This window comes from uncultured Azohydromonas sp., assembly GCF_937926365.1.
GTDB lineage: Bacteria > Pseudomonadota > Gammaproteobacteria > Burkholderiales > Burkholderiaceae_C > Azohydromonas.
This window is the reverse complement of record NZ_CALAOH010000021.1, coordinates 64,898-88,931: the sequence shown is the minus strand read 5'-3', so window position 1 is coordinate 88,931 and position 24,034 is coordinate 64,898. Positions and strand designations below refer to the sequence as shown.

The 24,034-nt window shown below is 69.5% G+C and carries 30 protein-coding genes and 1 pseudogene; 16 read left to right on the top strand and 15 right to left on the bottom strand.

The window, feature by feature from the left end:
- Positions 1 to 24: 24 nt before the first annotated feature.
- Genes coxB through Q0741_RS02395 form a run of 6 tightly spaced genes read left to right on the top strand, consistent with a single transcriptional unit; the run spans position 25 to position 4,713 of the window.
- Positions 25 to 1,137, top strand: a complete 1,113-nt coding sequence (coxB, locus tag Q0741_RS02420; protein WP_298231627.1) for a cytochrome c oxidase subunit II — start codon at positions 25 to 27, stop codon at positions 1,135 to 1,137.
- A 32-nt stretch (positions 1,138 to 1,169) separates the two neighbouring features.
- Positions 1,170 to 2,786 (top strand): cytochrome c oxidase subunit I, encoded by a 1,617-nt coding sequence (ctaD, locus tag Q0741_RS02415; RefSeq protein ID WP_298231597.1) that lies wholly within the window; start codon positions 1,170 to 1,172, stop codon positions 2,784 to 2,786.
- A 26-nt stretch (positions 2,787 to 2,812) separates the two neighbouring features.
- Positions 2,813 to 2,941 (top strand): cytochrome oxidase small assembly protein, encoded by a 129-nt coding sequence (locus Q0741_RS02410; protein ID WP_298231626.1) that lies wholly within the window; start codon positions 2,813 to 2,815, stop codon positions 2,939 to 2,941.
- A 22-nt stretch (positions 2,942 to 2,963) separates the two neighbouring features.
- Positions 2,964 to 3,560, top strand: a complete 597-nt coding sequence (locus tag Q0741_RS02405; RefSeq protein ID WP_298231596.1) for a cytochrome c oxidase assembly protein — start codon at positions 2,964 to 2,966, stop codon at positions 3,558 to 3,560.
- Positions 3,557 to 3,790: a DUF2970 domain-containing protein gene (locus tag Q0741_RS02400; RefSeq protein ID WP_298231595.1), complete on the top strand. Its 234-nt coding sequence runs from the start codon at positions 3,557 to 3,559 to the stop codon at positions 3,788 to 3,790. Before Q0741_RS02405 ends, Q0741_RS02400 begins: the two co-directional genes overlap by 4 nt.
- 38 nt (positions 3,791 to 3,828) lie before the next feature.
- A complete protein-coding gene (locus Q0741_RS02395; RefSeq protein WP_298231594.1) occupies positions 3,829 to 4,713 on the top strand; it encodes a cytochrome c oxidase subunit 3 in 885 nt (294 codons plus the stop codon).
- 47 nt (positions 4,714 to 4,760) lie between these two features.
- Here the strand turns inward: Q0741_RS02395 and Q0741_RS02390 are convergent, their stop codons facing one another.
- On the bottom strand, positions 4,761 to 4,994 hold the full coding sequence (locus tag Q0741_RS02390; protein WP_298231593.1) for a twin transmembrane helix small protein: 234 nt from the start codon (positions 4,992 to 4,994) through the stop codon (positions 4,761 to 4,763).
- Positions 4,995 to 5,036: 42 nt separating this feature from the next.
- On the opposite strand from Q0741_RS02390, the gene Q0741_RS02385 reads away from it, so the two are divergent.
- From Q0741_RS02385 to Q0741_RS02365, 5 genes are read left to right on the top strand one after another with little or no spacing between them, the layout of a single operon-like run.
- Entirely contained in the window at positions 5,037 to 5,774 is a 738-nt protein-coding gene (locus Q0741_RS02385; protein WP_298231592.1) for an SURF1 family protein, read from the top strand.
- Complete coding sequence (locus Q0741_RS02380; protein WP_298231591.1) at positions 5,731 to 6,429, top strand: hypothetical protein; 699 nt, start codon at positions 5,731 to 5,733, stop codon at positions 6,427 to 6,429. Before Q0741_RS02385 ends, Q0741_RS02380 begins: the two co-directional genes overlap by 44 nt.
- Positions 6,430 to 6,435: 6 nt before the next feature.
- Positions 6,436 to 7,611 (top strand): heme A synthase, encoded by a 1,176-nt coding sequence (locus Q0741_RS02375; RefSeq protein ID WP_298231590.1) that lies wholly within the window; start codon positions 6,436 to 6,438, stop codon positions 7,609 to 7,611.
- Positions 7,608 to 8,573 carry a heme o synthase gene (gene cyoE / locus Q0741_RS02370; protein WP_298231589.1) on the top strand — a complete coding sequence of 322 codons (966 nt, stop codon included), beginning with the start codon at positions 7,608 to 7,610 and terminating at the stop codon, positions 8,571 to 8,573. Before Q0741_RS02375 ends, cyoE begins: the two co-directional genes overlap by 4 nt.
- Complete coding sequence (locus tag Q0741_RS02365; protein ID WP_298231588.1) at positions 8,558 to 9,205, top strand: SCO family protein; 648 nt, start codon at positions 8,558 to 8,560, stop codon at positions 9,203 to 9,205. Before cyoE ends, Q0741_RS02365 begins: the two co-directional genes overlap by 16 nt.
- An 81-nt stretch (positions 9,206 to 9,286) precedes the next feature.
- Here Q0741_RS02365 and rpoH read toward each other — a convergent pair whose 3' ends face one another.
- The 6 genes from rpoH to Q0741_RS02335 form a co-directional block, all read right to left on the bottom strand.
- A complete protein-coding gene (rpoH, locus tag Q0741_RS02360; RefSeq protein ID WP_298231587.1) occupies positions 9,287 to 10,219 on the bottom strand; it encodes an RNA polymerase sigma factor RpoH in 933 nt (310 codons plus the stop codon).
- Positions 10,220 to 10,421: 202 nt separating this feature from the next.
- The gene (lepB, locus tag Q0741_RS02355) at positions 10,422 to 11,372 is read right to left on the bottom strand and encodes a signal peptidase I (protein ID WP_298231586.1); all 951 of its coding nucleotides are present in this window, start codon (positions 11,370 to 11,372) and stop codon (positions 10,422 to 10,424) included.
- A gap of 69 nt (positions 11,373 to 11,441) precedes the next feature.
- Positions 11,442 to 11,714 (bottom strand): hypothetical protein, encoded by a 273-nt coding sequence (locus tag Q0741_RS02350; protein ID WP_298231585.1) that lies wholly within the window; start codon positions 11,712 to 11,714, stop codon positions 11,442 to 11,444.
- Positions 11,715 to 11,716: 2 nt separating this feature from the next.
- Positions 11,717 to 12,226: a sigma-70 family RNA polymerase sigma factor gene (locus Q0741_RS02345; protein ID WP_298231584.1), complete on the bottom strand. Its 510-nt coding sequence runs from the start codon at positions 12,224 to 12,226 to the stop codon at positions 11,717 to 11,719.
- Positions 12,227 to 12,349: 123 nt separating this feature from the next.
- Positions 12,350 to 13,504 (bottom strand): hypothetical protein, encoded by a 1,155-nt coding sequence (locus tag Q0741_RS02340; protein WP_298231583.1) that lies wholly within the window; start codon positions 13,502 to 13,504, stop codon positions 12,350 to 12,352.
- A 16-nt stretch (positions 13,505 to 13,520) separates the two neighbouring features.
- Positions 13,521 to 14,468, bottom strand: a complete 948-nt coding sequence (locus Q0741_RS02335; protein WP_298231625.1) for a Wadjet anti-phage system protein JetD domain-containing protein — start codon at positions 14,466 to 14,468, stop codon at positions 13,521 to 13,523.
- Between the two features lie 5 nt (positions 14,469 to 14,473).
- On the opposite strand from Q0741_RS02335, the gene Q0741_RS02330 reads away from it, so the two are divergent.
- Entirely contained in the window at positions 14,474 to 14,743 is a 270-nt protein-coding gene (locus Q0741_RS02330) for a hypothetical protein (RefSeq protein ID WP_298231582.1), read from the top strand.
- Positions 14,744 to 14,790: 47 nt separating this feature from the next.
- Here the strand turns inward: Q0741_RS02330 and Q0741_RS02325 are convergent.
- The 8 genes and pseudogenes from Q0741_RS02325 to Q0741_RS02290 form a co-directional block, all read right to left on the bottom strand.
- Positions 14,791 to 14,973: pseudogene (locus Q0741_RS02325) on the bottom strand (ATP-binding protein); the annotation flags it as partial.
- A gap of 50 nt (positions 14,974 to 15,023) precedes the next feature.
- Positions 15,024 to 15,743, bottom strand: a complete 720-nt coding sequence (locus Q0741_RS02320; RefSeq protein WP_298231581.1) for a DUF4194 domain-containing protein — start codon at positions 15,741 to 15,743, stop codon at positions 15,024 to 15,026.
- The gene (locus Q0741_RS02315; RefSeq protein ID WP_298231580.1) at positions 15,736 to 16,125 is read right to left on the bottom strand and encodes a DUF3375 family protein; all 390 of its coding nucleotides are present in this window, start codon (positions 16,123 to 16,125) and stop codon (positions 15,736 to 15,738) included. Before Q0741_RS02315 ends, Q0741_RS02320 begins: the two co-directional genes overlap by 8 nt.
- An 87-nt stretch (positions 16,126 to 16,212) precedes the next feature.
- Positions 16,213 to 16,689 (bottom strand): hypothetical protein, encoded by a 477-nt coding sequence (locus Q0741_RS02310; RefSeq protein WP_298231579.1) that lies wholly within the window; start codon positions 16,687 to 16,689, stop codon positions 16,213 to 16,215.
- A gap of 217 nt (positions 16,690 to 16,906) precedes the next feature.
- Positions 16,907 to 17,050: a hypothetical protein gene (locus tag Q0741_RS02305; protein WP_298231578.1), complete on the bottom strand. Its 144-nt coding sequence runs from the start codon at positions 17,048 to 17,050 to the stop codon at positions 16,907 to 16,909.
- A complete protein-coding gene (locus tag Q0741_RS02300; RefSeq protein ID WP_298231577.1) occupies positions 17,050 to 17,535 on the bottom strand; it encodes a HEPN domain-containing protein in 486 nt (161 codons plus the stop codon). The genes Q0741_RS02305 and Q0741_RS02300 overlap by 1 nt, the downstream gene beginning before the upstream one ends.
- Before the next feature lie 72 nt (positions 17,536 to 17,607).
- Positions 17,608 to 18,702 carry a redox-regulated ATPase YchF gene (gene ychF, locus Q0741_RS02295; protein WP_298231576.1) on the bottom strand — a complete coding sequence of 365 codons (1,095 nt, stop codon included), beginning with the start codon at positions 18,700 to 18,702 and terminating at the stop codon, positions 17,608 to 17,610.
- A gap of 123 nt (positions 18,703 to 18,825) precedes the next feature.
- Positions 18,826 to 19,671, bottom strand: a complete 846-nt coding sequence (locus Q0741_RS02290; protein ID WP_298231575.1) for an MOSC N-terminal beta barrel domain-containing protein — start codon at positions 19,669 to 19,671, stop codon at positions 18,826 to 18,828.
- A 121-nt stretch (positions 19,672 to 19,792) separates the two neighbouring features.
- On the opposite strand from Q0741_RS02290, the gene Q0741_RS02285 reads away from it, so the two are divergent.
- From Q0741_RS02285 to Q0741_RS02270, 4 genes are all read left to right on the top strand, one after another.
- Complete coding sequence (locus Q0741_RS02285) at positions 19,793 to 20,905, top strand: FAD-dependent monooxygenase (RefSeq protein WP_298231574.1); 1,113 nt, start codon at positions 19,793 to 19,795, stop codon at positions 20,903 to 20,905.
- A 27-nt stretch (positions 20,906 to 20,932) separates the two neighbouring features.
- The gene (locus Q0741_RS02280) at positions 20,933 to 21,664 is read left to right on the top strand and encodes a DsbC family protein (RefSeq protein WP_298231573.1); all 732 of its coding nucleotides are present in this window, start codon (positions 20,933 to 20,935) and stop codon (positions 21,662 to 21,664) included.
- A 129-nt stretch (positions 21,665 to 21,793) separates the two neighbouring features.
- Positions 21,794 to 22,207: a DUF3429 domain-containing protein gene (locus Q0741_RS02275; protein WP_298231624.1), complete on the top strand. Its 414-nt coding sequence runs from the start codon at positions 21,794 to 21,796 to the stop codon at positions 22,205 to 22,207.
- A gap of 76 nt (positions 22,208 to 22,283) precedes the next feature.
- Positions 22,284 to 24,023: a M61 family metallopeptidase gene (locus tag Q0741_RS02270; protein WP_298231572.1), complete on the top strand. Its 1,740-nt coding sequence runs from the start codon at positions 22,284 to 22,286 to the stop codon at positions 24,021 to 24,023.
- Positions 24,024 to 24,034 lie beyond the last annotated feature (11 nt).

Sequence of the window (24,034 nt, the reverse complement as noted above, 5' to 3'; positions counted from 1 at the left end):
GCCCGCGCTGCACTGGGCCTGGGCATGCTGCCGGCCGCCCAGGCTGCGATGGCGGTCAATGACCTGCCCGGCGGCCCGGCGGTCAACCAGACCAACCTGCACCCGGCAGCCACGGCCATCGCCGCCGAGCTGTACTGGCTGCACAACTTCATGCTGGTCATCTGCACGGTCATCTTCGTGGCCGTGTTCGGCGTGATGTTCTATTCCATCCTCAAGCACCGGCGTTCGCGCGGCGCCAAGGCGGCCAACTTCCACGAGAGCACGGCGGTGGAGGTGGCCTGGACCATCGTGCCCTTCCTCATCGTCATCGGCATGGCGCTGCCGGCCACCAAGGCCGTGGTGGCGATGAAGGACACCACCAACGCCGACCTCACCATCAAGGCCACCGGCTACCAGTGGAAGTGGGGCTACGACTATCTCAACGGCGAAGGGCAGGGCATCAACTTCCTCTCCACGCTGGACGTGACGCACCGCCAGATGTCCGATGCCGGCAAGCCGCAGGGCGACGACTATCTGCTCAAGGTCGACAACCCGCTGGTGGTGCCGGTGGACAAGAAGATCCGCATCGTCACCACCGCCAGCGACGTCATTCATGCCTGGATGATCCCGGCCTTCGGCGTCAAGCAGGACGCCATCCCGGGCTTCGTGCGCGACACCTGGTTCCGTGCCGACAAGACCGGCGACTTCTATGGCCAGTGCGCCGAGCTCTGCGGCAAGGAGCACGCGTACATGCCGATCCACGTCAAGGTGCTGTCGCAGGCCGATTACAGCGCCTGGGTGGCCGAGCAGCAGAAAAAGATGGCCGCGGCGGCCGACGACCCGGCCAAGGTCTGGACGCAGACCGACCTGATCGCCCGTGGCGAGAAGGTTTACGCCGCCAACTGCGCCGCGTGCCACCGCCCCGATGGCAAGGGCGCGGGCCCGATCAAGGCGCTGGACGGCTCGCCCGTGGTCAACGACGCGGACAAGAGCAAGCAGGTCGCGGTAGTGCTCAACGGCCTGCCCAATGGCATGCCCGCATGGAAGCAGCTCTCCGACACCGAGATCGCTGCCGTCATCACCTACACCAAGAACTCGTGGTCCAACCACACCGGCCAGACCGTGCAGCCCGCCGAGATCGTGGCGGCCCGCAAGTGACCCGCGCCGTCGCCTGAAAGGAAAAGCCTCCCATGAGCGCAGTTCTGCCCCACCACGGCGCCACCCACGACGAGCACCACGATCATCCGCACGGCTGGCGGCGCTGGCTGTTCGCCACGAACCACAAGGACATCGGCACGCTGTACCTGCTGTTCAGCTTCACCATGCTCATGGTGGGCGGGATCCTGGCGCTGCTGATCCGGCTGGAGCTGTTCCAGCCCGGGCTGCAGTTCGTCAATCCGCAGCTGTTCAACCAGTTCACCACGATGCACGGGCTGATCATGGTGTTCGGCGCGATCATGCCGGCCTTCGTGGGCTTCGCGAACTGGATGATCCCGCTGCAGATCGGTGCACCGGACATGGCCTTCGCGCGCATGAACAACTTCAGCTTCTGGCTGATGGTGCCCGCGGCGGTGATGCTGGTGTCGTCGTTCTTCATGCCCGGTGGCGCGCCGGCGGCGGGCTGGACGCTCTATGCGCCGCTGACGCTGCAGATGGGCCCGTCCATGGACGCGGGCATCTTCGCGATGCACATCCTGGGCGCGAGCTCCATCATGGGCTCCATCAACATCATCGTCACGATCCTGAACATGCGCGCGCCAGGCATGACGCTGATGAAGATGCCGCTGTTCTGCTGGACCTGGCTCATCACCGCGTACCTGCTCATCGCCGTGATGCCGGTGCTCGCCGGCGCGATCACGATGACGCTTACCGACCGCCACTTCGGCACCAGCTTCTTCCAGCCCGGCGGTGGCGGCGACCCGGTGATGTACCAGCACATCTTCTGGTTCTTCGGGCATCCCGAGGTCTACATCATGATCCTGCCGGCCTTCGGCATCATCAGCCAGATCGTGCCGGCCTTTGCCCGCAAGAAGCTCTTCGGCTACACCTCCATGGTGTACGCCACCGCCTCGATTGCGATCCTGTCCTTCATCGTCTGGGCGCACCACATGTTCACCACCGGCATGCCGGTGACAGGGCAACTGTTCTTCATGTACGCCACGATGCTGATCGCCATCCCGACGGGCGTGAAGGTGTTCAACTGGGTTGCCACCATGTGGCGCGGCTCCATGACCTTCGAGACGCCCATGCTGTTCGCGGTGGGCTTCATCTTCGTGTTCTCCATGGGCGGCTTCACCGGGCTGATCCTGTCCATGGCACCGGTGGATATCCAACTGCAGGACACCTACTACGTGGTGGCGCACTTCCACTACGTGCTGGTGGCGGGGTCCCTCTTCGCGCTGTTCGCGGGCGTGTACTACTGGGGCCCGAAGTGGACCGGCACGATGTACTCGGAGACGCGGGGCAAGATCCACTTCTGGGGCTCGCTGATCTTCTTCAACGTCACCTTCTTCCCCATGCACTTCCTTGGCTTGGCGGGCATGCCGCGCCGCTATGCCGACTACCCGATGCAGTTTGCCGACTTCAATGCGCTCGCCTCCGTCGGCGCCTTCGGCTTCGGGCTGATGCAGGTGTACTTCTTCGTGTTCGTGGTGTTGCCGATGATGCGCGGCCAGGGCCAGCCCGCGCCGCAACGTCCGTGGGACGGCGCCGAGGGGCTGGAGTGGGAAGTGCCTTCGCCGGCGCCCTTCCACACCTTCGAGACGCCGCCGCAGCTCGACGCCACGGCCACGCGCGTGGTGGGCTGAACGCTATGGAGCCGCAGGCCGTGACGATGCCACCGCGCGACGACGACCAGGCGCAGCGCCGGCGCGGCAACCTGCGCCTGGCGCTGATCCTGGCCTCCGTGGCCGCGGCCTTCGCGCTGGGCTTCGTCGCCAAGATCGTGCTGTTGGGCCCCTGAGGCCGCCAAGGAGCCCTGGGCCATGGACACCCGCCGCCAAGCCCGGTTGCGCCGCGACAACTTGCACATGGTGGGCAAGCTCACGCTGGTAGCCGTGCTGATGTTCGGCTTCGGCTATGCGCTGGTGCCGCTGTACAAGCACATCTGCGAGGCACTGGGCATCAACGTGCTGTCGCTGTCGGAGAGGCAGACGGCCGGTTTTGGGCGCGGCACGGCCGATGCGCTCAATACCCAGGTGGACCGCAGCCGCACCATCACGGTGGAGTTCGATGCCAACGCGCGCGGGCCCTGGGACTTTAAGCCCGCGCAGGCGACGCTGAAGGTGCACCCGGGCGAGCTCGCCACCGTGATGTACGAGTTCCGCAACCGCCAGCCGCGCGCGATGACGGCCCAGGCCATTCCCAGCTACGCGCCCAAGCAGGCCACGGCCTACTTCAACAAGGTCGAATGTTTCTGCTTCAACGAATACACGCTGGCGCCCGGAGAGTCGCGGCAGTGGCCGGTGGCTTTCGTGATCGACCCGAAGCTGCCCAAGGACGTGACCACCATCACGCTGTCCTACACCTTCTTCGAGGTCAGCGGCAAGAGTGCGGCGGCCCGGCCGGAGCCGCGCTCGTGAGCGGACGGCGCGCCGATGAAGCCGTGACGCGCAAGGGCTCGTGGCTTCGCACCTTCAAGGCCGTGGCGTGGTCCTTTTTCGGCGTGCGCCGCGCCCGCGACTATGAACAGGATGTCAGCCAGCTCAAGCCCCAGCACGTCATCATCGCCGGCCTCGTGGCCGCAGCGCTGTTCGTGGCGATGCTGGTGCTGCTGGTGAGATGGGTAGTGGGCAGCGGCGTGGCCGGCTGACCCGCGGCAAGAGCAACCTCTCAAGGAGACCCGCAACCATGTCCGCAGCGACGCACCACGGCAGCGTGCCCCACTACTTCGTGCCGAGCCCGTCACGGCATCCGGTGATGACGGCCGTCGGCCTGTTCTTCGTGATCCTGGGGGCGGCCCAGTGGATCAACGGCCACCAGTGGGGTGCCTATTCGCTTTTCTTCGGCCTGCTGTGGTGGGCCGTGGTGATGTTCCAGTGGTTCAGCGACGCGGCGCGCGAGAGCGAGGGCGGGCTCTACGGCCGCAACATCGACATCTCCTACCGCTGGAGCATGAGCTGGTTCATCTTCTCGGAGGTGATGTTCTTCGGCGCCTTCTTCGGCGCGCTGTTCTGGTCACGCTACTACACGCTGCCTGTGCTGGGCAGTTTGGAGAACAGCCTGCTATGGCCTGATTTCAAGGCGGCCTGGCCCTCCGACCAACCCGGCTCCACCGGCTCGCCAGCGGGCATCGTCGAGCCCTTCTCCACGATCGGGCCCTGGCCGCTGCCCACGCTCAACACCGCGCTGTTGCTGACCTCGGGTGTGACGCTGACCATCGCGCACCACGCGCTCATTGCCTCGCACCGTGCCAAGGCCATTGCCTGGATGTGGATCACGGTGGCGTTGGGCGCAACCTTCCTGGTCGTACAGGGCTACGAATACGCCCACGCCTACCGCGATCTGAACCTCAAGCTGAGCTCGGGCATCTTCGGCTCCACCTTCTTCATGCTTACCGGCTTCCACGGTTTCCATGTTTTCGTGGGCATGCTGATGCTGCTGTTCATCACGCTGCGGCTGATGAAGGGCCATTTCACCCCCGACCGCCATTTCGGCTTCGAAGGCGCGGCCTGGTACTGGCACTTCGTGGACGTGGTGTGGCTGGGCCTGTACCTGTTGGTGTACTGGCTTTGAATTGAAGAACAGCCACTGGCCCGGCGTGGCGCTCTGAAGCGCCGGGTTCAGCGGCTCAGCGGAATGCCGGTGGGCTGGATCCAGCCCATCCAGTAACTGAAAAGAATGAACAGGAACAGCGCCACCGACAGCCCCACGCGCAGCGCCAGCGCCCGGGCCATGCGCTTGTCGGGTCCACCGGCCTGTGAAGCCCGCGGTGGTTTTCTGCGCAGCATCAGCACGCCGGCGCCGGCCAAGGCTCCCACGATGGCCAGCAGCGCCAGCACGATGATGGATTTCATGGCCGGCCATTCTGGCACCGGCCTTCCGGGCGGGCGGTGTCCATGCTGAGCGCTCGTGCTCGGTGGCTGGTGATCACGCTCGCAGCCGTGGCGAGCGCGCTGCTGATGGCGCGGCTGGGACTGTGGCAGCTCGACCGCGCGGTGCAAAAGGAGTCGCTGCAGCAGGCGGTGGACAGCAGCGTCGCGCTGCCACCGCTGCCTGCCCAGGCGCTGGCACACGCGCCGGCACAGGTGGCCGGGCAACTGCACCGGCGCGTCACGGTGCGGGGACAGTGGCTCCCCGAGCGCACCGTCTTCCTCGACAACCGGCAGATGGACGGCCGTCCCGGCTTCTTCGTGCTCACCCCGCTGCGGCTGGACGACGGCAGCGCCGTGCTGGTGCAGCGCGGCTGGGTGCCGCGCGACATGCAGGAGCGCACCCGGCTGCCGGCCATCGCCACGCCGGCGCAGCCGGTGACGCTCACGGCGCGCATCGAGGGGCCGCCGGCGCGGCTCTACGAATTCACCCCGCAGGGCGGCGAGATGGGGGTGATCCGTCAAAATCTCTCGATTGAATCCTTCGCGGACGAAACGCAGCTGAGCTTGCGTCCGCTCACGCTGCTGCAGCTCGACGACGCTGTGGCCCCGGCCGCCGACGGGTTGCGGCGCCACTGGCCATTGCCGGCCGTGGACGTGCACAAGCACTACGGCTATGCCGTCCAGTGGTTTTCGCTGGCGGCGCTGATCACGGGTCTTTATGTCTGGTTCCAACTCCTCCGCCCCCGCCGGCGCGCCGCCTGAGCCGCTGAGCCTGACGGTGCACTCGATGCCCCGTCCCGAGCTCGACGCGCAGGCGCGGCGCACCCGCAGCGGACGCCTCAAGATGCTGCTGGTGCTGCTGGCGTGCGCCTCGCCCGTGCTGGCCTCGTACTTCACCTACTTCGTGATCCGCCCCGAGGGCCGCAGCAACTACGCCACGCTGATCGATCCGCCGCACGAGCTGCCGCCGCTGGCGCTGCGCACGCTGGAGGGCCAGCAAGTTCCGGCCGCTTCGCTCAAGGGCCAGTGGCTGCTGGTGGTCACGGGCAGCGGCGATTGCGACGCCGACTGCGAGAAGCTGCTGTACCTGCAGCGCCAGCTGCGCGAGATGACCGGCCGCGAGCGCGAGCGCATCGACAAGCTGTGGCTGGTCACCGACGACCAGATGCCCCCGGCCGCGCTGCAGAAGGCGGTGCTGGACGCCGGCGCGGCGCAGATCCTGCGCGCCGACCCCGCACAGGTAGCTCAGTGGCTGCAGCCTGCGCCGGGCGAGTCGTTGTCCTCGCATCTTTACATCGTCGATCCGATGGGGCAGTGGATGATGCGCGCCCCGGTGCGTCCCGACCCATCCCGTCTCAAGCGCGACCTGGAGCGGTTGCTGCGCGCCTCGGCCAGCTGGGACCGCGAGGGCCGCTGAAACACCATGGACACGGCCACCACGTCCTACGACCTCGCGCCGCTGCTGCATCTGGCGTTGCTGGGCATTGCGCTGGCATTGGCGCCGCTGGCCTGGGTGGCGCTGCGCCACCGCGGCGCGGCGGCCCGGCTGCGCGGGCTCACCGCGCTGACGCTGTTCCTGTGCCTCGACCTCGTGCTCTTCGGCGCCTTCACCCGGCTCACCGACTCGGGCCTGGGCTGCCCGGACTGGCCCGGCTGCTACGGCAGCGCCAGCCCGCTGGGCGCGCAGCACCACATCGCCGCCGCGCAGGCGGTGCTGCCCGACGGGCCGGTGACGCATGCCAAGGCCTGGATCGAGATGCTGCACCGCTACCTCGCCACCGCCGTGGGCGTGCTCATCACGGTGCTGGCGGTCGCGACCTGGCGGCAACACCGCCGCGGCACGCCGGGGCTGATCTCGCCCTGGTGGGCCAGCGCCACGCTGGTGTGGGTCTGCCTGCAGGGTGCCTTCGGCGCGCTGACGGTGACCTTGAAGCTGTATCCGGCCATCGTTACCGCGCACCTGCTCGGCGGTCTGGGGCTGCTGGCGTTGCTGGCGGCGCAGTCCCAGGCCTTCACCGGTCCTGGCAGCCGGCCGCTGGCACTGACGCCGGGGCTGCGGCGTGGGCTGTGGGCGCTGGCCGCACTGGCGCTGGCGCAGATCGCGCTGGGCGGCTGGGTCAGCACCAATTACGCGGTGCTGGCCTGTGGCGACTTCCCCACCTGCCAGGGCCGCTGGTGGCCCGAGATGGATTTCGAGCACGGTTTCACCCTGCAGCGCGCGCTGGGCAGCACGGGCGAGGGCGACTTCCTGCCCTTCGCGGCGCTGACGGCCATCCACTTCACGCACCGGCTCATGGCGCTGGTGCTGCTCGCGGCGCTGGCGCTGGCGGCCTGGCGGCTGTGGCGTCTGGCCGATCCCCAAGCCCGCCGCTGGGCCTGCGCGTTGCTCGCCGTGGGGGCGTGGCAGCTGGGCAGCGGCGTGTCCAACGTGGTGCTGGGCTGGCCGCTGGTGGCGGCCGTGGCCCACACCGGCGGCGCCGCCGCGCTGACCGTGATCCTGAGCCTGATGCTCATGCGCGCCCACCAGAGCGTGCGTGCGCGAGCTCCCTCGCAGCCCACGGCGCATCCCGATCTGGTGCCCGGAGCGAGATACCCATGACCCAAACCGCCACCCATTCCTCCGTGACCCCGCCCGCGCCCGCCGCCGCCGCGCCCCCCGTCCCCCGGCCGGCTTCCCAGATCCACATCCCGATCTGGCGCCAGTTCTACGCCCTCACGAAGCCGCGGGTGGTGCAGCTCATCGTCTTCTGCGCGCTGATCGGCATGCTGCTGGCCACGCCCGGGCTGCCGCCACCGGCCACGGTGGTGGCGGCCACCGCCGGCATCTGGCTGGTGGCCGCGGCTGCCGCCGCCTTCAACTGCGTGGTGGAGCAGCACATCGACGCCCGCATGTCGCGCACCGCCTGGCGCCCCACCGCGCGCGGACAGCTCGGTAACGGGCAGACGCTGCTCTTTTCCGCACTGCTGTGCGCCCTGGGCAGCGCGCTGCTGTGGGCCTTCGTCAACCCGCTGACGATGGTCCTGACCTTCGCCACCTTCGTCGGCTACGCCGTGATCTACACCGTGGTGCTCAAGCCGCTGACGCCGCAGAATATCGTCATCGGTGGCGCCTCCGGCGCCATGCCGCCGGTGCTGGGCTGGGCCGCGGTGCGCGGCGAGGTTGGGCCCGAGGCACTGATGCTGTGCCTGATCATCTTCCTGTGGACACCGCCGCACTTCTGGGCCCTGGCGCTGTACCGCACCGAGGACTACCGCCGCGCCGGGCTGCCGATGCTGCCGGTGACGCACGGCTCGGAGTTCACGCGGCTGCAGGTGCTGCTCTACAGCCTGGTGCTGCTGGCGGCCACGCTGCTGCCCTGGATCTACGGCATGAGCGGGCTGCTTTATCTGGCGTCGGCGCTGGTGCTGGGCGGCCTGTTCATCGCCCACGCCTGGAAGCTGTGGCGGGTCTACAGTGACGCGCAGGCGCGCAAGACCTTCCGCTTCTCCATCCTCTACCTGTCGCTGCTGTTCGCGGCGCTGCTGCTGGACCACTACCTGAGCCCATGGATTCCGTACTGATCTCCCGCCGTGCCCTGGCCCTGGCCGGCGCCTCCGCGGCGTTGCTGGCCCTGGCCGGCTGCAACCGCGCCGGCGACGCTGACGCGCCCAAGGCCACCGTCTCCACCTTCCACGCCGTGGACATCACCGGCGCCGACTACGCGGGCAAGCTGGAGCTGCCCGACGTGCAGGGCCAGATGCGCAAGCTCTCCGACTTCAAGGGCAAGGTCGCCGTGGTGTTCTTCGGCTACACGCACTGTCCCGACGTGTGCCCGACCACGCTGGCCGAGCTGGCGGAGGTCAAGCGCTCGCTGGGCGCCGACGGCGAGCGCGTGCAGGGCATCTTTGTCACGCTCGACCCCGAGCGCGACACACCGGAGATGCTGCGCGCGTATGTGAACAACTTCGACGCCGGCTTCGTCGCGCTGCGGCCCTCGCCGGAGCAGCTCAAGGCCGTGGCGCGCGAGTTCAAGGTCTTCTACATGAAGGTGCCGGGCAAGACCGACGACGCCTACACCCTGGACCACACCGCCGGCAGCTACATCTACGACACCCAGGGCCGCGTGCGCCTGTTCAGCCGCTACGGCGCCGGCGGCGCGCAGGCGCTGGCCGACGACATCAAGAAGCTGCTGGCCCAGGCCGCGCCGGCCTGAAGCACCCAGTAGACACCCAAAAGCCGACGGCCCCCGTGGGGGCCGTCGTCGTTTCAGTCGGGGAGGGCAGGGCGCCGGCGCTTACGCGGCGACCGTGGTCTCCATCGCCTTGCGCATCTTCTTCATCGCCGCGACCTCGATCTGGCGGATGCGCTCGGCGCTGACACCGTACTCCGCCGCCAGTTCGTGCAGCGTCTTGCCGCCGGAGTTGTCGTCGTTCACCTCCAGCCAGCGCTGCTCGACGATGCGGCGGCTGCGCGCGTCCAGCGCATCCAGCGCGCGCAGGATGCCGTCGCTGGCCATCATGTCGCGACGCCGCGCCTCCAGCACCCGCGTGGGCTCGCTGGCCTCGTCGGCCAGGTAGGCAATGGGCGCGAAAGTCGCCTCCTCGCTGTCCTCGCCCTGGGGCTCCAGCGCCACGTCGCCGCCCGACAGGCGCGTCTCCATCTCCAGCACTTCCTCGGGCTTCACGTTGAGCTGCTCGGCCACCGTGCGCACCTCGTCGCCGCTGAGCGAGTTGCGGTAGCTGCGGCCGGCCTCGGCCTCGTTCTTGAAACCCTGCTTGAGCGAGCGCAGGTTGAAGAACAGCTTCCGTTGCGCCTTGGTCGTGGCCAGCTTGACCATGCGCCAGTTGCGCAGGATGTATTCGTGGATCTCGGCCTTGATCCAGTGCAGCGCGTAGCTCACCAGCCGCACGCCCTGTTCGGGGTCGAAACGCTTGACGGCCTTCATCAGGCCCACGTTGCCCTCCTGGATCAGGTCGCCGTGGGGCAAACCGTAGCCCAGGTACTGGCGCGACACCGACACCACCAGGCGCAGGTGCGACAGCACCAGCCGGCCCGCGGCCTGCACGTCACCGTGTTCGCGCAGCCGCTTGGCGCAGTCTTTCTCTTCCTCCGCCGTCAACAGCGGGATGCGGTTCACGGCCGAAATGTAGGCGTCCAGGTTGCCCAGGGACGGCACCAGCGCCCAAGGGTCACGCAGAGCAACAGCATTCGCAGTGGACATGTTCATGGAGTGCTCGGACAGGTGGAATCGCATTTGGTTCCCAAAATATTAGCACTCGACTGATCTGAGTGCTAACGTCGGGCCACCCGGCGGCCGGCGTGCCGCGTGCCTCCCTTAACGGCCGTTCTGGCGGCAAAAAAACCGGGTATGCCCCGGGTTTTTTCGCGGTTGGCATGCCGGCATCCACCCCGCGTCGATGCCAGCGCGCTCAGCGCACCACGTGCCCCAGGCGGTCCCAGCGCACGCCCTGAGGGCCCCATGAGAACCACACCTGCCGCACCCGTCCGACCACGTCCTGCAGCGGCACGGGCCCGAAGTCGCGCGAGTCGGTGCTGGCTTGGCGGCGGTCGCCCAGCACGAACACGTGGCCCGCCGGGACGACCATGTCCAGCGCCACCTTGGCCGAAGGCGCCGGCTCGCGGCCCACCGGCGGACGCACCGCCGCTTCCAACTCCGCTGCCGGCGGCTGCGGCGCCTCGGGCACGGGCGAGGCCATGCCGTTGACCAGCACCTCCGTGCCGCGCAACTGCACCCGGTCGCCGGGCAGCGCCACCACGCGCTTGACGTAGAGCACCGTGCGGTCGTTGGGGTAGGCAAAGACGGCCACGTCGCCGCGCCGCACCGGTGCGCCGAAGAAGCGATGGCCGTAGCGCTTGTCGGTGAACACCAGGTCGCCTGGCCACAGTGCCGGCGCCATGCTGGCCGAGAGGATGCGCAATGGCTCCACCGCGTAGCCGCGCACCGCCAGCATCAGCAGCGGCAGCGCCACGACGTCGCACAGCAGGATCAGCAGCAGCGTCACCCCGGCCATGCGCCACACCGGCGTGCCGGGCGCGGCCAGCCCCGGCAGCGGGTCCAGTACCGGCGGCGGGCCGCGCCGCGCCGTGCGCCAGGCATCTACGATCGAGCCTGTCCACACCCCCAGCGTCAGTAGCAGCCCGGCCGCCAGTGCCGGCGCGGTCCACGCCGGTGGCAGCCACAGCGCCACCACCGCGACGCCCGGCACGCTCAGCAACGCGAAGGCCAGGAAGAACCAGACCGCGCGCTCGACCTGGCCGTTGTGCCACTGCCCCAGGCCGGGCAGCACGAGGGATTTGAGGGCCGCGAGCGCGGGCTGCGGGCACACGGCGATGCGCGGATTCAGGTCCAGCGGGTTCATGGGCTTTTCCTTGGTGCGAAATCGGTGCGAGGCGCCGCCACGGCGCGCCGCGAGGGATGGGATGGGCAATCAGCCCAGGCCCGCCGTCGTGGCGGCCCACAGGCTCCAGGCGAAGGACAGCGCCTGCGCCAGCCCCAGTGCGCTGCCCGCGGCCAGCGCCAGCGCCTTCAGGCCGTGCGCCAGGCGCCAGCGCACGGCGGCGCCTGCTGGCACCGCAGCGCTGTACTGCGAGGGCCGTGCCGCCAGCACGCGCTCAGTGAAATCGTCCGGCGGCTCCAGCAGCGGGGAGCCCAGCGCCTGGTCGAGCCGGCGGTCGTCGTCAGGGGCGGGTGGGTGCTTCATGCTCACTCCAGGGTGTGCAGATCCAGTTCGGCCAGCGCCTGGCGCAGCCGTTCGCGGGCGCGGTGTAGCCGGGCCTTGGCGGCGGCGGGACTGCAGTCCTCGATGCGGGCCACGTCGGCCAGCGTCAGCTCGTGCACGTAGGCCAGCGCCAGCACGCTGCGGTCGTCAGGGGAAAGTCGGCGCAGCGCCGCCTGCAGCTGCGCCTGCTGCTGGCGCGACTGCAGCGCCTGCGCCGGGCCGGGGGCGTCGCAGGCGGCGCCGTCGTCCTCAGCGGCCGGGTGGCCGGTGTGCTGGCGCTGGTGCTCGGCGCGGTAGTGGGGCAGGTGCTGCCAGGCGCGGATGAAGGCGTCCTGCGCCAACTCCTCCGCCTCGGCCTGGCGCAGCCCCATGCGGCCCAGGAAAGCGAACAGCGGGTGCTGGAACTGCCGCACCAGCGTCGCGTAGGCCGAGCGGTCGCCCGCCGCGGCGTGCGCCACCAGCGGCAGTTGCGCCTGTGCTTCCTCTGCGTCCACCGGCCCCCGTTTTTGGTCTTGTCGGGGGCTTATACCGGGCAGGGGGTGGATGGTTGCAGGTGGCTTGGTTTCAGGCCGACGAGCGCCGTGGGGTGTGCCTGTCCGAACGTTGCCGCGCGCGCTTCAGGACCACAGTCCCGCCTCGGACAGCCGCCGGCGCAGCGCGCTGCGTCGGCCGTGGCGCTCCACGAAGCGGTGCAGTGCGCGGGTGAACTCCTCGCGGCGGCCGCCGAGCTTGTGGGCCTGGTCCAGCTTTGAAAGCAGCCGCATGGCTTCCTCGTAACCGGCCCCCGAGCCGCGTTCCACTTGGGCCTCGATCGCGGCCCATTGCCCCTCCACGTCCTCCAGCAGCCGGCGCAGATGCGCCTCGTGGTGCCGGCGCTGCTCGGCCTGCTGCGCAGCGTGATCCCGCGCCTCCTGCTCCTGCCTCACGCCGTGCGCCACCTCCGCCACCTCCCACAGCTCGGCCACGCTGCGCCGCGGCCGGGATGCGACCGCCGGCCGCTGGGCCTTCAGCCAGGCAGCATGGCGCGAGCGCACCTGGCGCTGCGCCTCGGCGCCCCGGTCCTGCGCCAGCAGCTTCAGCACCGCCGTCATGTCCTCGCGCGTCCACTGCGCCAGCCAGGCGTCGAGGCTTGGGTCGGCCTTGGCGTCGTTTTCCCGCGGGACGGGCGTACTGCCGGCCTGGGCCGCGGTGAGCAGGTCGGGGTCAATCTCCAGGAACTCCACCAGCGCCTGCTGCGCCGGCGACAGCGCCGCCAGGCCCGGCGGCACGGGCGGCTCCGGCGTGTCGTCGTCCAGGTAACCCGTGGTCACCCCGGCCAGCCAGCCCAGGTACAGCGGGCGCAGGTCGCCGCGCAGCAGCTCCTCGCGCAGCGGCGCCAGGCGCCGCATCCAGCCGCTGCCGTCCTCCATGGCGAAGCGGTCTTGGTTTTCGCTCTCTTCCAGCGTCCAGTCGAAGATCCAGTGCTCCGCCGTGGCTTCGATGCGCAACCCGTACTCGGCGGCAAAGGGCTCCAGCTCTGCGTCGCCGAAGGCGGTCCGGGGCACGCGCAGCGACAGTTGGCAGGTGCACCAGTTGGCGAAGTAGACGTAGGCGTCGAACCAGCGCCGCATCCAGTCGGTCGGGTCGGCCTTGAGGTCGCCCCTCTCGTAGTGGTTCACGAAGCCCGTGGGCGTGATCTCGGCGCGCGAGGACACCGCGCGCAGCTGCGCCATCTCCTCGCGCGTGAGGGGCCGGTCGATGGCGGCGAATTCGTAGTACTGGTATTCGCTCATGTCGTCCTCCCGTCAGTCAGTTCGACGTGCCGGCGCCTTCCAAGTCCGTCCGCCGTGCGGCGTCGGCCAGCGCCGCCCCGATCGCCGCCAGCGCCGCGTCCCACGGCAGCCGCTCCTGCTCCAGCCGCACCTGCGGACCCCAGCGCCCGCCGCGCAGGTCCTCGAACAGGCGACGCTCGTCCGCCGTCAGCGCATCGAGCGTGGTGCCCGGATGCTGCTGCGGCTCCTCGCCCCACAGCGGCCGGTACGCCAGCAGCGTGGCTTCGTCCATCAGCAGCGAGCGCAGACCGGGCAGGGCGCGCCGGGCGCGCTCCAGAATCGCCAGCCCGTGGGTGTCGATGTCGCCCCAGTGGAATGCCGGCACTCCCTGCAGCCACGGCAGCGCCGCCAGCGTGCCCGCCGCGTGGCCCAGACGCATGAAGACCACCGCGCCCTCCAGGTCCGGCAGCGCCAGGCCGCTGGCCAGGTTCTCCACCACCAGCAGCGCCCGTGGCCGCAGCCCAAGGGCTGCCAGCTCCGGCACGGGCGCTTCTACGTCGCGCAGCCCGCCCAGCGCCCGTCGCAGTACCGGGCACAGCACCGCCATGCGCAAGCGGTGCGGGGCGCGCCGCAGTCCGCAAGCCTCGAAGAAGTCGCACTGCGGCACCGCGCCGCGCAGCAGCGCCAGCAGCTCCATCACCACGCCCGTGCGCTGCTCCAGCCACTTGCTGTCCAGGCCCGCGATGGGCAGCTGGCGCAGGTACAGGCCCGAGGCCGGATGCGCCTCCAGCCACGCCAGCGCCGCCACCAGGCGCTCGAAATCCGCTTCGTGCCAGTCGGCCAGCACGCCGAACAGGCGTCCCAGCCCAGGCTGCTCCGCCAACCGCGGCCAGCGCCCGGCGAGCCGCGCGGCTCGCTCGGCGCAGCCGCCGGAAGCGCTCCTGGTAAGGCGCGAACTCGTCGCGCACGAAGGCGTCGGGCAGATCGGGCTTGAAGCGCCGTACCTCGAAGTCGTGCTTGGGGAAAAACTCCAGCTCGCGCACGTCGAAGGGCCGCTCCAGCACCAGGTACAGCCGCCGCAGGTCCGACGGCGCGGTGGAGCGCCCGCGCACCCACAACACCTGTGCCAGCACCACCACGCGGCCGGCGCCGTCGCGGAAGGTCTGGGCGATGGCGGACCAGGTGGTGTCGGGGCGCAGCACCTGCGACACCACCTCGCCGCCGTCGCCCGTCTGCTGCGCCCAGGCGCCGCGCACGTAGCTCATGAGGCTGCGGTCGCGCCCGCTGCGCTCGGTCTCGCGCGCGGCGACGTTGAAGTCCACCCACTTCGGCGGCGTCATCAGCGCCGCGTTGGCGTCCAGCAGCGGGGACTTGCCCGAACCCGACGGGCCCACGAACAGGTAGCCGCGCGCGGGAATGGGCAAGTCCAGCACCCCGGCGAAGGTGCCCCAGTTGAAGGTCTGCAGCTGCGCCAGACGGAACTGCTGCACCGTGTCGTCCGTCGGCCCGAACAGGTCCGGGTGGGTTAAAGGCTCGTTGATCACGGCGCGTCCTCCAGGTCTTCGTCACCGGCGTCCGCGGCGCCGGCCGCTGCCGTGCCGCCCTGGGCCAGCGCCTGGTAGGTGCGCGTCAGCGCCAGGATCTCCTCAGCCGGGAACAGCAGCTTCAGCGTCGGCGAAACCTCGTAGCGCTCCTCGCCGCCGCGCAGCTTGTGCAGCAGGCCCAGCTTCTTGGATTTCTCGAAGGCGTTGTCCATCTGGCGCTCGAAACGGGCGTGGTCCACGTTGCGGTCGCGCTCGTACACGCGCAGGTGCTCCAGCGCCTCGGCGCGCCCCACCACGGCGCGCTCGCCCTGGGTCTCGCCCTGCATCAGGCGCTGGCGCAGGTACAGCACCAGCGCGGACTCCAGGAAGGTCAGCGCCGAGCGCCGCAGCAGTACCGGGGCGTCGAGCTCGCCCACGGCGGCCTGGCGCGTGAAGGCCACCTGCTGCTCGCGGTCCACCACCAGATCCAGGAACAGCTCGTGCAGCCGCGAGCGCAGCACGCCTTCGTCGCGCAGCAGCGTGGCCCACAGCCGCGCCTGCCGGTGCCCGTCCACCGAGGGGCCCTGCAGCAGCTGCACCAGCGCGCGGCGGGTTTCCAGCGGCAGCTGGCCGCGGTCGCCGGAGAAGAGGACGCCGGCGTCGCCGCCCGTGTCCTCGTCCTGCGCCGCCGCATCGGGCGGCAGCGCCAGACCGCCTTGGGCGGCCGGTTCAGTCATGGAGCTCAAGCAGCCGCTCCCTCAGGAAGTGGATGGTGGGAATGCGCGCGGCGCGCGCCACGCCGTCGCGGCCCTGCCAGCACACGGTCTCGATGGCTTCGGTGACCTCGCCGTGGCGCGCGCCCAGCGCCACGTAGCCGACCACCGAGCCCAGGCCCTGCGGCGCCGGGAAGCGCCGCAGCAGCTCGCCCACGCTGGCCTGCGACACCTCGGCCAGCAGGGCGCGCACGTTGGCGCGCAGGCCGCGCAGGTCGATCTCCGACTCGCGCACCAGCGCCTCCACCAGCGCCATCACCAGCGGCGCCTTGTCTGCGGCCAGCAGCTTCCAGGCGCGGCCCTCGCGTAGCGCGAGGAAGGACAAGGCGGCGCGGGGGGATTTCATGGGGCGGCCGGAGGGCGTGCCGCGAGGCTACGCTGGTAGGGACTCACTGGGTGAGCCTGTGAGGGGCGCAGGGTGGACGGCTGGCATTCAAGCCGTCTCGCTCCTGCGCTTGACGCCGCCCTTGCGGCGCAGGCCGAGGCCGGCCAGGAACAGGTCGGGAGCGTCGATACGGCGGTCCGGGCGTCGGCGCAGCACACCTACTTCGATCAGGTATTCCAGCAGTTCCTTGCCTTCGTAGGGTGGTTTGGCTTCATCGGCAGAAATGGCCACATCCAGCAGCTTGACGGCGTCCTTTTCCAGGTAAGGCACCAGCGGATTGGTCGCAAGGCTGGCCTTGAGGGAATCCAGCCAGGGAAATTCGTCCCGCATCTGGATCACGTGGTCGTTGGATACCCGGTCAAGAGCCGAGCGCAGCGACGTAGGCTGCAGCAGGCGGGGACGTTTCAAGGGCTGCGCCTGTCGGCGCTCGCTGCCTGCGGCCAATTCCAGCATTTGAACCAGAGGGCGCGGATAAGCGCGGCCCAAGCCGTCACGAATATGGTCCAGCAGCCAGCGGTAAACCAACCCCTTTTCTGGTTGGCTCCCATGTAAGGACCCACCATGCGTTCGATGGCGGGCCGGGCATCATCCCAGCGGCTGAGTATGGGGATAAGTCCCAAGTCGGGATCTTCCTGCCATTCCACACTCTTGGCAGCCTTGAGATATGAGGCCAACTGAGGGTCCGCATTGGCGATCCGCTTGAGCAGCATCGCGTACAAGTCGCGTTCGCCCCACATCAGTTCTACACGTGAAGCCGCGAGCGTAGTTTTCCGAACAGATCCGTGATGAGCAGGGCTTCGGAAATCGCCGGATTCTCTGAAAGCCAGCCCCGCAACGCTTCAATGGCGGCTGAATAAGCTTCGTCGAAGTGAATGAATCTGGGCATTACAGAACTCCGTCCAGGTACATCTGGCCCACGCTTTCCTGGTAAGCCTGGGTTGCCGTGTTGTGCCAGGCGGTGGCGTCACGCAGCGTCATGCCAGGTGCGTGGTAGCGATGCTCGGAATTCCAGGTAAACAGCGACGAGCCTGCCATGGTCCGCAGGGTGTTTCCCACATATCTCGCGGTTCTCGCACCAGCCACGGCTGCCAAGGCAGTGGCTTGCGAGTGCAGATGCGAAAGGTCATGGCCGCGCCGCCCCCAGGGCAACGGTGTCCCGGCTGGAGGAACGCCGGTTTCATAAAGCCACAGGCTTTTGAGACTGCACTCCGCCACGTAGCCGCTGAGATAAGCTGCTCCGTCTGCGCGGCCCGCATTCAATAAAATGCTTGAATCTGTCAAATGCTTGCGGGCTGCTTCCGGATGATCATCTCCCTGGGGTAGCGCCAAGCTGGACATACGTGCTTTTTGAGTGGTTGCCTGCAGCGTCAAAAAAATCCCCGTGATTACCAGGATACACGGGGACTTGGATGGAGCGGGACGAAAACTCCCGCCAAATTTCATTTACACGTTGAACAGGAAGTTCATCACGTCCCCATCCTTGACCACGTATTCCTTGCCCTCGGCGCGCATCTTCCCGGCGTCCTTGGCGCCCTGCTCGCCCTTGTAGGCGATGAAGTCGTCGTAGGAGATGGTCTGCGCGCGGATGAAGCCGCGCTCGAAGTCGGTGTGGATCACGCCCGCAGCCTGCGGCGCCGTGTCGCCGATGTGGATGGTCCAGGCGCGCACTTCCTTCACGCCGGCGGTGAAGTAGGTCTGCAGGCCCAGCAGCTTGAAGGCGGCGCGGATCAGGCGGTTCAGCCCCGGCTCGTCCTGGCCCATCTCGGCCAGGAACAGCGCCTTGTCCTCTTCCTCCATGTCGGCCAGGTCCGCTTCGGTCTTGGCGCAGATCGCCACCACCGGCGCGTTCTGGCTCGCGGCGTACTCCGTCAGGCGGTCCAGGAAGGGGTTGTTCTCGAAGCCGTCTTCCGAGACGTTGCCCACGAACATCGCTGGCTTGGCCGTGATCAGGCACAGCGGCTTGAGCACGACAAGTTCTTCCTTGCTGAAGTCGATGGTGCGCACGGGCTTGGCCTCGTTGAGCGCGGCCTCGCACTTGCGCAGCACGTCCACCAGGCGCTGCGCGTCCTTGTCGCCGCCGGCCTTGGCCACCTTGGTGTAGCGCTGCAGGCTCTTCTCCACCGTGGCCAGGTCGGCCAGGCACAGCTCGGTCTGGATCACCTCGATGTCGGCGATCGGGTCCACCTTGCCGGCCACGTGGATGACGTTCTCGTCCTCGAAGCAGCGCACCACGTTGACGATGGCGTCGGTCTCGCGGATGTGCGAGAGGAACTGGTTGCCCAGGCCCTCGCCCTTGGACGCGCCCGCCACCAGGCCCGCGATGTCCACGAACTCGACGATGGCCGGCACCACGCGCTCGGGCTTGACGATCTCCGACAGCTTGTCCAGCCGCGGATCAGGCAGTTCCACCACGCCCACGTTGGGCTCGATGGTGCAGAAGGGATAGTTCTCGGCAGCGATGCCCGCCTTGGTCAGCGCATTGAAGAGGGTGGACTTGCCTACGTTGGGCAGGCCCACGATGCCGCACTTGAGGCTCATGGAAAGGGTTCCGGGTAAGAGGGCAGACGAAGGCCCGGACAGGGCTGAAGGGCCGAAATTCTAGTCGCCCGGCCTTTCCGCTTCCCCTCCGCGGGGGATGGACGCCGCCCGCGCGGCGTGCATTCACACCGCCAGCGACGCCTCCACGCCGCCGCCCACGCGCAGCACCTGCCCCACGCCGGCCTCGATCACCGCGTTCATGGCGAAGGTGACGCGGCCCTTCATGCGCGGATCGGCCCGGTAGCCCGCCAGCGTGTCGCCGGGCTCGTGGCCGCGCTCGGCCGTGGCCGGATCGACGTTCGGGATCGAGCAGCGCACGCAGGGCTTCACCAGTTTCAGACGCACGCCGCCTTCGAGCTCCAGCGTGTCGATGAAGTCCTCGCCGTGGGCGTCCTCCAGCCCGTCGAGCACCAGGTTGGGCCGGAAGCGCTCCAGCGTGACGGGCGGCTGCCCGCGCGCTGCCAACCGGGCATTGAGCTCCGCCAGCGAGGCGGTGGAGGCCACCAGCAAGGGGAAACCGTCGCTGAAGGCGTTCTCCGCCTCCACGCCGGCGCTCCACTTCGGGTCCGACAGCCGGCGCTGCGCCGGATCGAAGCGCACCAGCCGCAGCGGCTGGCCCACGGCGGCCTCGAACCAGTGCGCCGCCGCGTCGCCCTGGTCCAGCGCCGTGACCTCGTCGTCCCACACTCTCACTTGGCGCGGCGTGCCCTGGACCGCCAGTGGCAGCGCCAGCGGGAGCAGGTCCGGCGCGTGCAGCAGCAGCGTCTCGCCCTCGAAGGACGGCTTCACCAACTGCAGGCGCGGCCACTGGCGCTGGCTGGCGAAGTCGCCATCGGCGTCCACCAGCATCCAGGCGCGGTCGTATTCGAGCCCGGTGGGCGTGAGCAGCGCCTGCTCCAGCGCCAAGCCGGCACAGGACTTCACGGGGTAGATGCTCAGGGCGTGCAGGCGCAGGCAGAGGTCACTCACGGCAGGACTCGGCAGGAGGGAAAAGGGCGCCCGGGGCACGGGCGCCGGGCAGGGCGCGGCATGGTAGCGCCGCACCTGTCGGGCGGCGGAGGGAAAAGCGCCGCTGCCTACAATCCTCCGCATGAGTTCCTACGACATCGCCGTGCGCGGCGCCGGCGCGGTGGGCCGCAGCCTGGCGCTGGCCCTCTCGCGCCAGGGCTTGGGCGTGGCCCTGCTGGAAGCGCTGCCGCGCCAGCAGGGGCCCGACGTGCGCACCTACGCGCTCAACGCGCAGGCGGTGAACCTGCTGCGCAGCCTGAAGGTGTGGGACGCGCTGCCGGCCGATGCCGCCACCCCCGTCTCCGAGATGCTGGTGCACGGCGACGCCCACGGTAGTCAGTTGGAGTTCTCGGCTTGGTCGCAGTGCGTGGACGCGCTGTGCTGGATCGTGGACGCGCAGGCGCTGGACGAGGCCCTGGCCACCGCCGTGCGCTTCGCGCCGCACATCACGGTGCTGCCGGCCGACGCCCCCGTGCAGGCGCGGCTCATGGCGCTGTGCGAAGGCAAACACTCCGCCGCGCGCGAGGCGCTGGGCGTGAATTTCGAGGTCAAGCCCTACGGCCACACCGCGGTGGCGGCGCGGCTGGTGGCGGACCGGCCGCACCAGGGCGTGGCCTGGCAGTGGTTCCGCAGCCCCGACATCCTGGCGCTGCTGCCCTTCGACCGGCCGCGGCCGGGCGTCTCCTACGGCCTGGTGTGGTCCATGCCCACCGAGCGCGCGCAGGCGATGCAGCAGCTCGCCGACGCCGACTTCGAGGCCGCCCTCAACGAGGCCAGCGGCGGCGCCGCCGGGCAACTGAAGCTGGACGGCCCGCGCGTGGGCTGGCCGCTGCAGCTCTCGCGCGCGCAGCGCGTGTGCGGCCCGGGCTGGGTGCTGCTGGGCGACACGGCGCACACGGTGCATCCGCTCTCCGGCCAGGGACTGAACCTGGGCCTGGGCGACGTGGAGGCACTGGCGCAGGTGATTGCGCAGCGCGAGCCCTGGCGGGCGCTGTCCGACGAGAAGCTGCTGCGCCGCTACGCGCGCCAGCGCGCCGTGCCCACGCTGGCCATGCAGCAACTCACCGACGGGCTGCTGCACCTCTTCGAGCACGACACGCCCGTGCTGCGCGAGCTGCGCAACCACGGCCTGAACCTGGTCAACCACCTCACGCCGCTCAAGCGCTGGCTCGCCGGCCGCGCGCTGGGCACCTGACACCGTTTTCCCGAGAAGGGACAAGTCATGAACACGCGCACGCTGGCCCGCCTGGGCGCCCTCAGCCTGCTGGCCGCCGCTGCCCTGGGCGCCTCGGCGCAGGAGGCGCAGATCCGCAAGAACCTGGCCGAGCGGCTGCCCAACCTGCCCAAGATCGACGAGGTCAGCCGCACCGCCGTGCCGGGGCTGTGGGAGATCCGCATCGGCAACGACGTGATGTACACGGACGACAAGGGTGACCACATCATCCAGGGCCAGATCGTTGACACCCGCACCCGCGCCAACCTCACCGAGGCGCGGCTCAACAAGCTCAGCGCCATCGACTTCGCCAGCCTGCCGCTGAAGGACGCGGTGGTCATCAAGCAGGGCAGCGGCGCGCGCAAGATGGCCGTGTTCGTGGACCCGAACTGCGGCTACTGCAAGCGCTTCGAGAAGGACCTGGTCGCCGTCAAGGACGTCACGGTCTACACCTTCCTCTATCCCATCCTGGGACCCGACTCCGACGCCAAGTCCAAGGACATCTGGTGCGCCAAGGACCCGGCCAAGGTCTGGCGCGACTGGATGCTCAACGGCGTCACTCCGCCGCGCTCCATGGGCAAGTGCGACGCCGCCGCGCTGGAGCGCAACGTGGCTTTCGGCAAGAAGCACCGCGTGCAGGGCACGCCGGCCCTGGTGTTCGAGGACGGCAGCCGCGTGCCCGGCGCCATCCCGAGCGCCGAGGTCGAGAAGCACCTGGCCGAAAGCAGCCGCAAGTCCTGAGGCCCGCGGCCTTGAGGCGTCCGCTGTCCTGTGGCGCCCGGCACGAAGGGTCAGCCGGCTGTAAGGGGGGGCAACGGCACAATGTTGCATATGCATTCGCCCGTGCCCGTCGCTCCTTCCGGCCCCTACATGCCCGTGCAGCCCGCGCTGCGCCTGGGCTATGCCGGCCTGGTTCCCTTCGTCTTCGGCGCGCTGCTGGTGTGGTTCGTGCGCCCGGACGCGCATCCCTACGTGGTGGACGCGCTGGCGGCCTATGCGGCGCTGATCGTCTCGTTCCTGGGCGGCATCCACTGGGGGCTGGGCTTCATCCACGGCCAGCCGCGACTCTTCACCTGGGGCGTGGTGCCCTCGCTGGCGGCCTGGGTGGCGCTGCTGATGCCGCCCTATGCCGGCCTGGTGCTGCAGGGCGTGCTGCTGGTGGCGTGCTACCTGGTGGACCGGCGCCTCTATCCCACGCTGGGGCTGCAGCCCTGGCTGACGCTGCGCTTCCGCCTCACCGCCGTCGGCGCGCTGAGCTGTTTCCTGGGCGCCGCGGGCACCTGAACTGCCTGCCTCGGCCCATTCACCGGGGCGCCGGCGCGGCGGCCCGCATCACCCACGTATCACCCCGCCCGCAGCCATGATCCATTACCGCATCGACGTCGAGGACGCCCCTTCGCATCTCTGGCGCGTCACGCTGAGCGTGCCGCGGCCCGCCGCCGAGCAGCGCCTGAGCCTGCCGGTGTGGATTCCGGGCAGCTACATGGTGCGCGAGTTCGGCCGCCACCTCTCGGGACTGCGGGCGCGCCAGGGCGACGCGCCCGTGGCGCTGCGGCAGCTGGACAAGACCACCTGGCTCGCGGCCTGCGCGGGCGAAGCCGCGCTGGAAGTGAGCTGCCTGGTCTATGCCTTCGACACCTCCGTGCGCACCGCCTTCCTCGACGCCGACCGCGGTTTCTTCAACGGCACCAGCCTGTGCCTGCGCGTGGAAGGGCGCGAGCACGAGCCGCACCAGATCAGCTTCGGCCAGCTGCCCGAGGGTTGGGAGATCGCCACCGCCATGCCGGCGGTGGAGGGCGGCGCGGCGCTGGCCTTCGGCGCGCCCGACTACCACGAGCTCATCGACCATCCCTTCGAGCTGGGCCGTTTCTGGCGCGGCAGCTTCGAGGCCGCGGGCGTGCCGCACGAGTTCGTCGTGGCCGGTGCCTGGCCCGGCTTCGACGGCGAGCGGCTGCTGGCCGACGCGCGGCGCATCTGCGAGGCGCAGATCGCCTTCTGGCATCCGCAGGACGAGCCCGCGCCCTTCGAGCGCTACGTGTTCCTGCTCAACGTGGTGGAGGACGGTTACGGCGGCCTGGAACACCGCGCCAGCACGGCACTGATCGCCTCGCGCCGCGACCTGCCGCGCCGCGGCGTGTCCGTGACCCAGCTCACCGACGGCTACGTCACGCTGCTGGGCCTCATCAGCCACGAGTACTTCCACAGTTGGAACGTCAAGCGCCTGAAGCCGCGCGAGTTCGAGCGCCTGGACTATGGCCAGGAGAACTACACCGAGCTGCTGTGGTTCTTCGAAGGCTTCACGTCCTACTACGACGACCTCCTGCTGGTGCGCGCGGGGCTCATCGACGAGGCGCGCTATTTGAAACTGGTGGCCAAGAACCTCAACGGCGTGCTGGCCACGCCGGGGCGCTTCGTGCAGAGCGTGGCGCAGTCCAGTTTCGACGCCTGGGTCAAGTACTACCGCAGCGACGAGAACACGCCCAACGCCACCGTGAGCTACTACGCCAAGGGTTCCCTGGTGGCGCTGGCGCTGGACCTGACGCTGCGAAGCCGTGGCGAGGGTTCACTGGACGAGGTGATGCGCACCCTGTGGCGTGACAGCGGCGGCGGTCCCATCGGCGAGGAGGACGTGGAGCGCGCGCTGGCGCAGGTGGCCGGCCGCTCGCTGGCCGAGGAACTGCACGCCTGGGTGCACGGCACCGAGGACGTGGCGCTGCAGCCGCTGCTGGCGCGCGTGGGCGTGGCCTGGAAGACCGAGCCGCTGCCCTTTGCCGCCGCGCTGGGGCTGCGCCTGAGCGAGGGGCCGGTGACCGGCGTGCAGGTGCGCGCGGTGCTGCGCGGCAGCGCCGCCGAGCGCGCGGGCGTGTCGGCCGGCGACGAGCTGCTGGCGGTGGACCGCTGGCGCGTGCGCCGGCTGGAGGACGCGCAGCAGTGGCTCACCGTGGGCGCGCCCTTCGAGCTGCTGCTGGTGCGCGGCCAGCGCGTGCTGAGCTGCCACGTCGAGCCGCCGGCGCAGCCTGCCACCAGCGTGGTGCTGGCGGTGGACGAGCAGGCGGGCGAATCGGCGCGCGCGCTGCGCGAGGCTTGGCTGCAGGGCTGAGCCGCATATCC

What these genes read in the sequence shown, in the direction of transcription:
- Q0741_RS02380 (WP_298231591.1), top strand. Translation starts at nt 5,731, where the DNA reads ATGTCTGGTTCCAACTCCTCCGCCCCCGCCGGCGCGCCGCCTGAGCCG.
- Q0741_RS02405 (WP_298231596.1), top strand. Translation starts at nt 2,964, where the DNA reads ATGGACACCCGCCGCCAAGCCCGGTTGCGCCGCGACAACTTGCACATG.
- Q0741_RS02285 (WP_298231574.1), top strand. Translation starts at nt 19,793, where the DNA reads ATGAGTTCCTACGACATCGCCGTGCGCGGCGCCGGCGCGGTGGGCCGC.
- Q0741_RS02365 (WP_298231588.1), top strand. Translation starts at nt 8,558, where the DNA reads ATGGATTCCGTACTGATCTCCCGCCGTGCCCTGGCCCTGGCCGGCGCC.
- rpoH (WP_298231587.1), bottom strand. Translation starts at nt 10,219, where the DNA reads ATGAACATGTCCACTGCGAATGCTGTTGCTCTGCGTGACCCTTGGGCG.
- Q0741_RS02385 (WP_298231592.1), top strand. Translation starts at nt 5,037, where the DNA reads ATGCTGAGCGCTCGTGCTCGGTGGCTGGTGATCACGCTCGCAGCCGTG.
- Q0741_RS02280 (WP_298231573.1), top strand. Translation starts at nt 20,933, where the DNA reads ATGAACACGCGCACGCTGGCCCGCCTGGGCGCCCTCAGCCTGCTGGCC.
- Q0741_RS02350 (WP_298231585.1), bottom strand. Translation starts at nt 11,714, where the DNA reads ATGAAGCACCCACCCGCCCCTGACGACGACCGCCGGCTCGACCAGGCG.
- ychF (WP_298231576.1), bottom strand. Translation starts at nt 18,702, where the DNA reads ATGAGCCTCAAGTGCGGCATCGTGGGCCTGCCCAACGTAGGCAAGTCC.
- Q0741_RS02410 (WP_298231626.1), top strand. Translation starts at nt 2,813, where the DNA reads ATGCCACCGCGCGACGACGACCAGGCGCAGCGCCGGCGCGGCAACCTG.
- Q0741_RS02340 (WP_298231583.1), bottom strand. Translation starts at nt 13,504, where the DNA reads ATGAGCGAATACCAGTACTACGAATTCGCCGCCATCGACCGGCCCCTC.
- Q0741_RS02375 (WP_298231590.1), top strand. Translation starts at nt 6,436, where the DNA reads ATGGACACGGCCACCACGTCCTACGACCTCGCGCCGCTGCTGCATCTG.
- Q0741_RS02320 (WP_298231581.1), bottom strand. Translation starts at nt 15,743, where the DNA reads ATGACTGAACCGGCCGCCCAAGGCGGTCTGGCGCTGCCGCCCGATGCG.
- coxB (WP_298231627.1), top strand. Translation starts at nt 25, where the DNA reads ATGCTGCCGGCCGCCCAGGCTGCGATGGCGGTCAATGACCTGCCCGGC.
- cyoE (WP_298231589.1), top strand. Translation starts at nt 7,608, where the DNA reads ATGACCCAAACCGCCACCCATTCCTCCGTGACCCCGCCCGCGCCCGCC.
- Q0741_RS02390 (WP_298231593.1), bottom strand. Translation starts at nt 4,994, where the DNA reads ATGAAATCCATCATCGTGCTGGCGCTGCTGGCCATCGTGGGAGCCTTG.
- Q0741_RS02395 (WP_298231594.1), top strand. Translation starts at nt 3,829, where the DNA reads ATGTCCGCAGCGACGCACCACGGCAGCGTGCCCCACTACTTCGTGCCG.
- Q0741_RS02315 (WP_298231580.1), bottom strand. Translation starts at nt 16,125, where the DNA reads ATGAAATCCCCCCGCGCCGCCTTGTCCTTCCTCGCGCTACGCGAGGGC.
- lepB (WP_298231586.1), bottom strand. Translation starts at nt 11,372, where the DNA reads ATGAACCCGCTGGACCTGAATCCGCGCATCGCCGTGTGCCCGCAGCCC.
- Q0741_RS02305 (WP_298231578.1), bottom strand. Translation starts at nt 17,050, where the DNA reads ATGCCCAGATTCATTCACTTCGACGAAGCTTATTCAGCCGCCATTGAA.
- ctaD (WP_298231597.1), top strand. Translation starts at nt 1,170, where the DNA reads ATGAGCGCAGTTCTGCCCCACCACGGCGCCACCCACGACGAGCACCAC.
- Q0741_RS02275 (WP_298231624.1), top strand. Translation starts at nt 21,794, where the DNA reads ATGCCCGTGCAGCCCGCGCTGCGCCTGGGCTATGCCGGCCTGGTTCCC.
- Q0741_RS02270 (WP_298231572.1), top strand. Translation starts at nt 22,284, where the DNA reads ATGATCCATTACCGCATCGACGTCGAGGACGCCCCTTCGCATCTCTGG.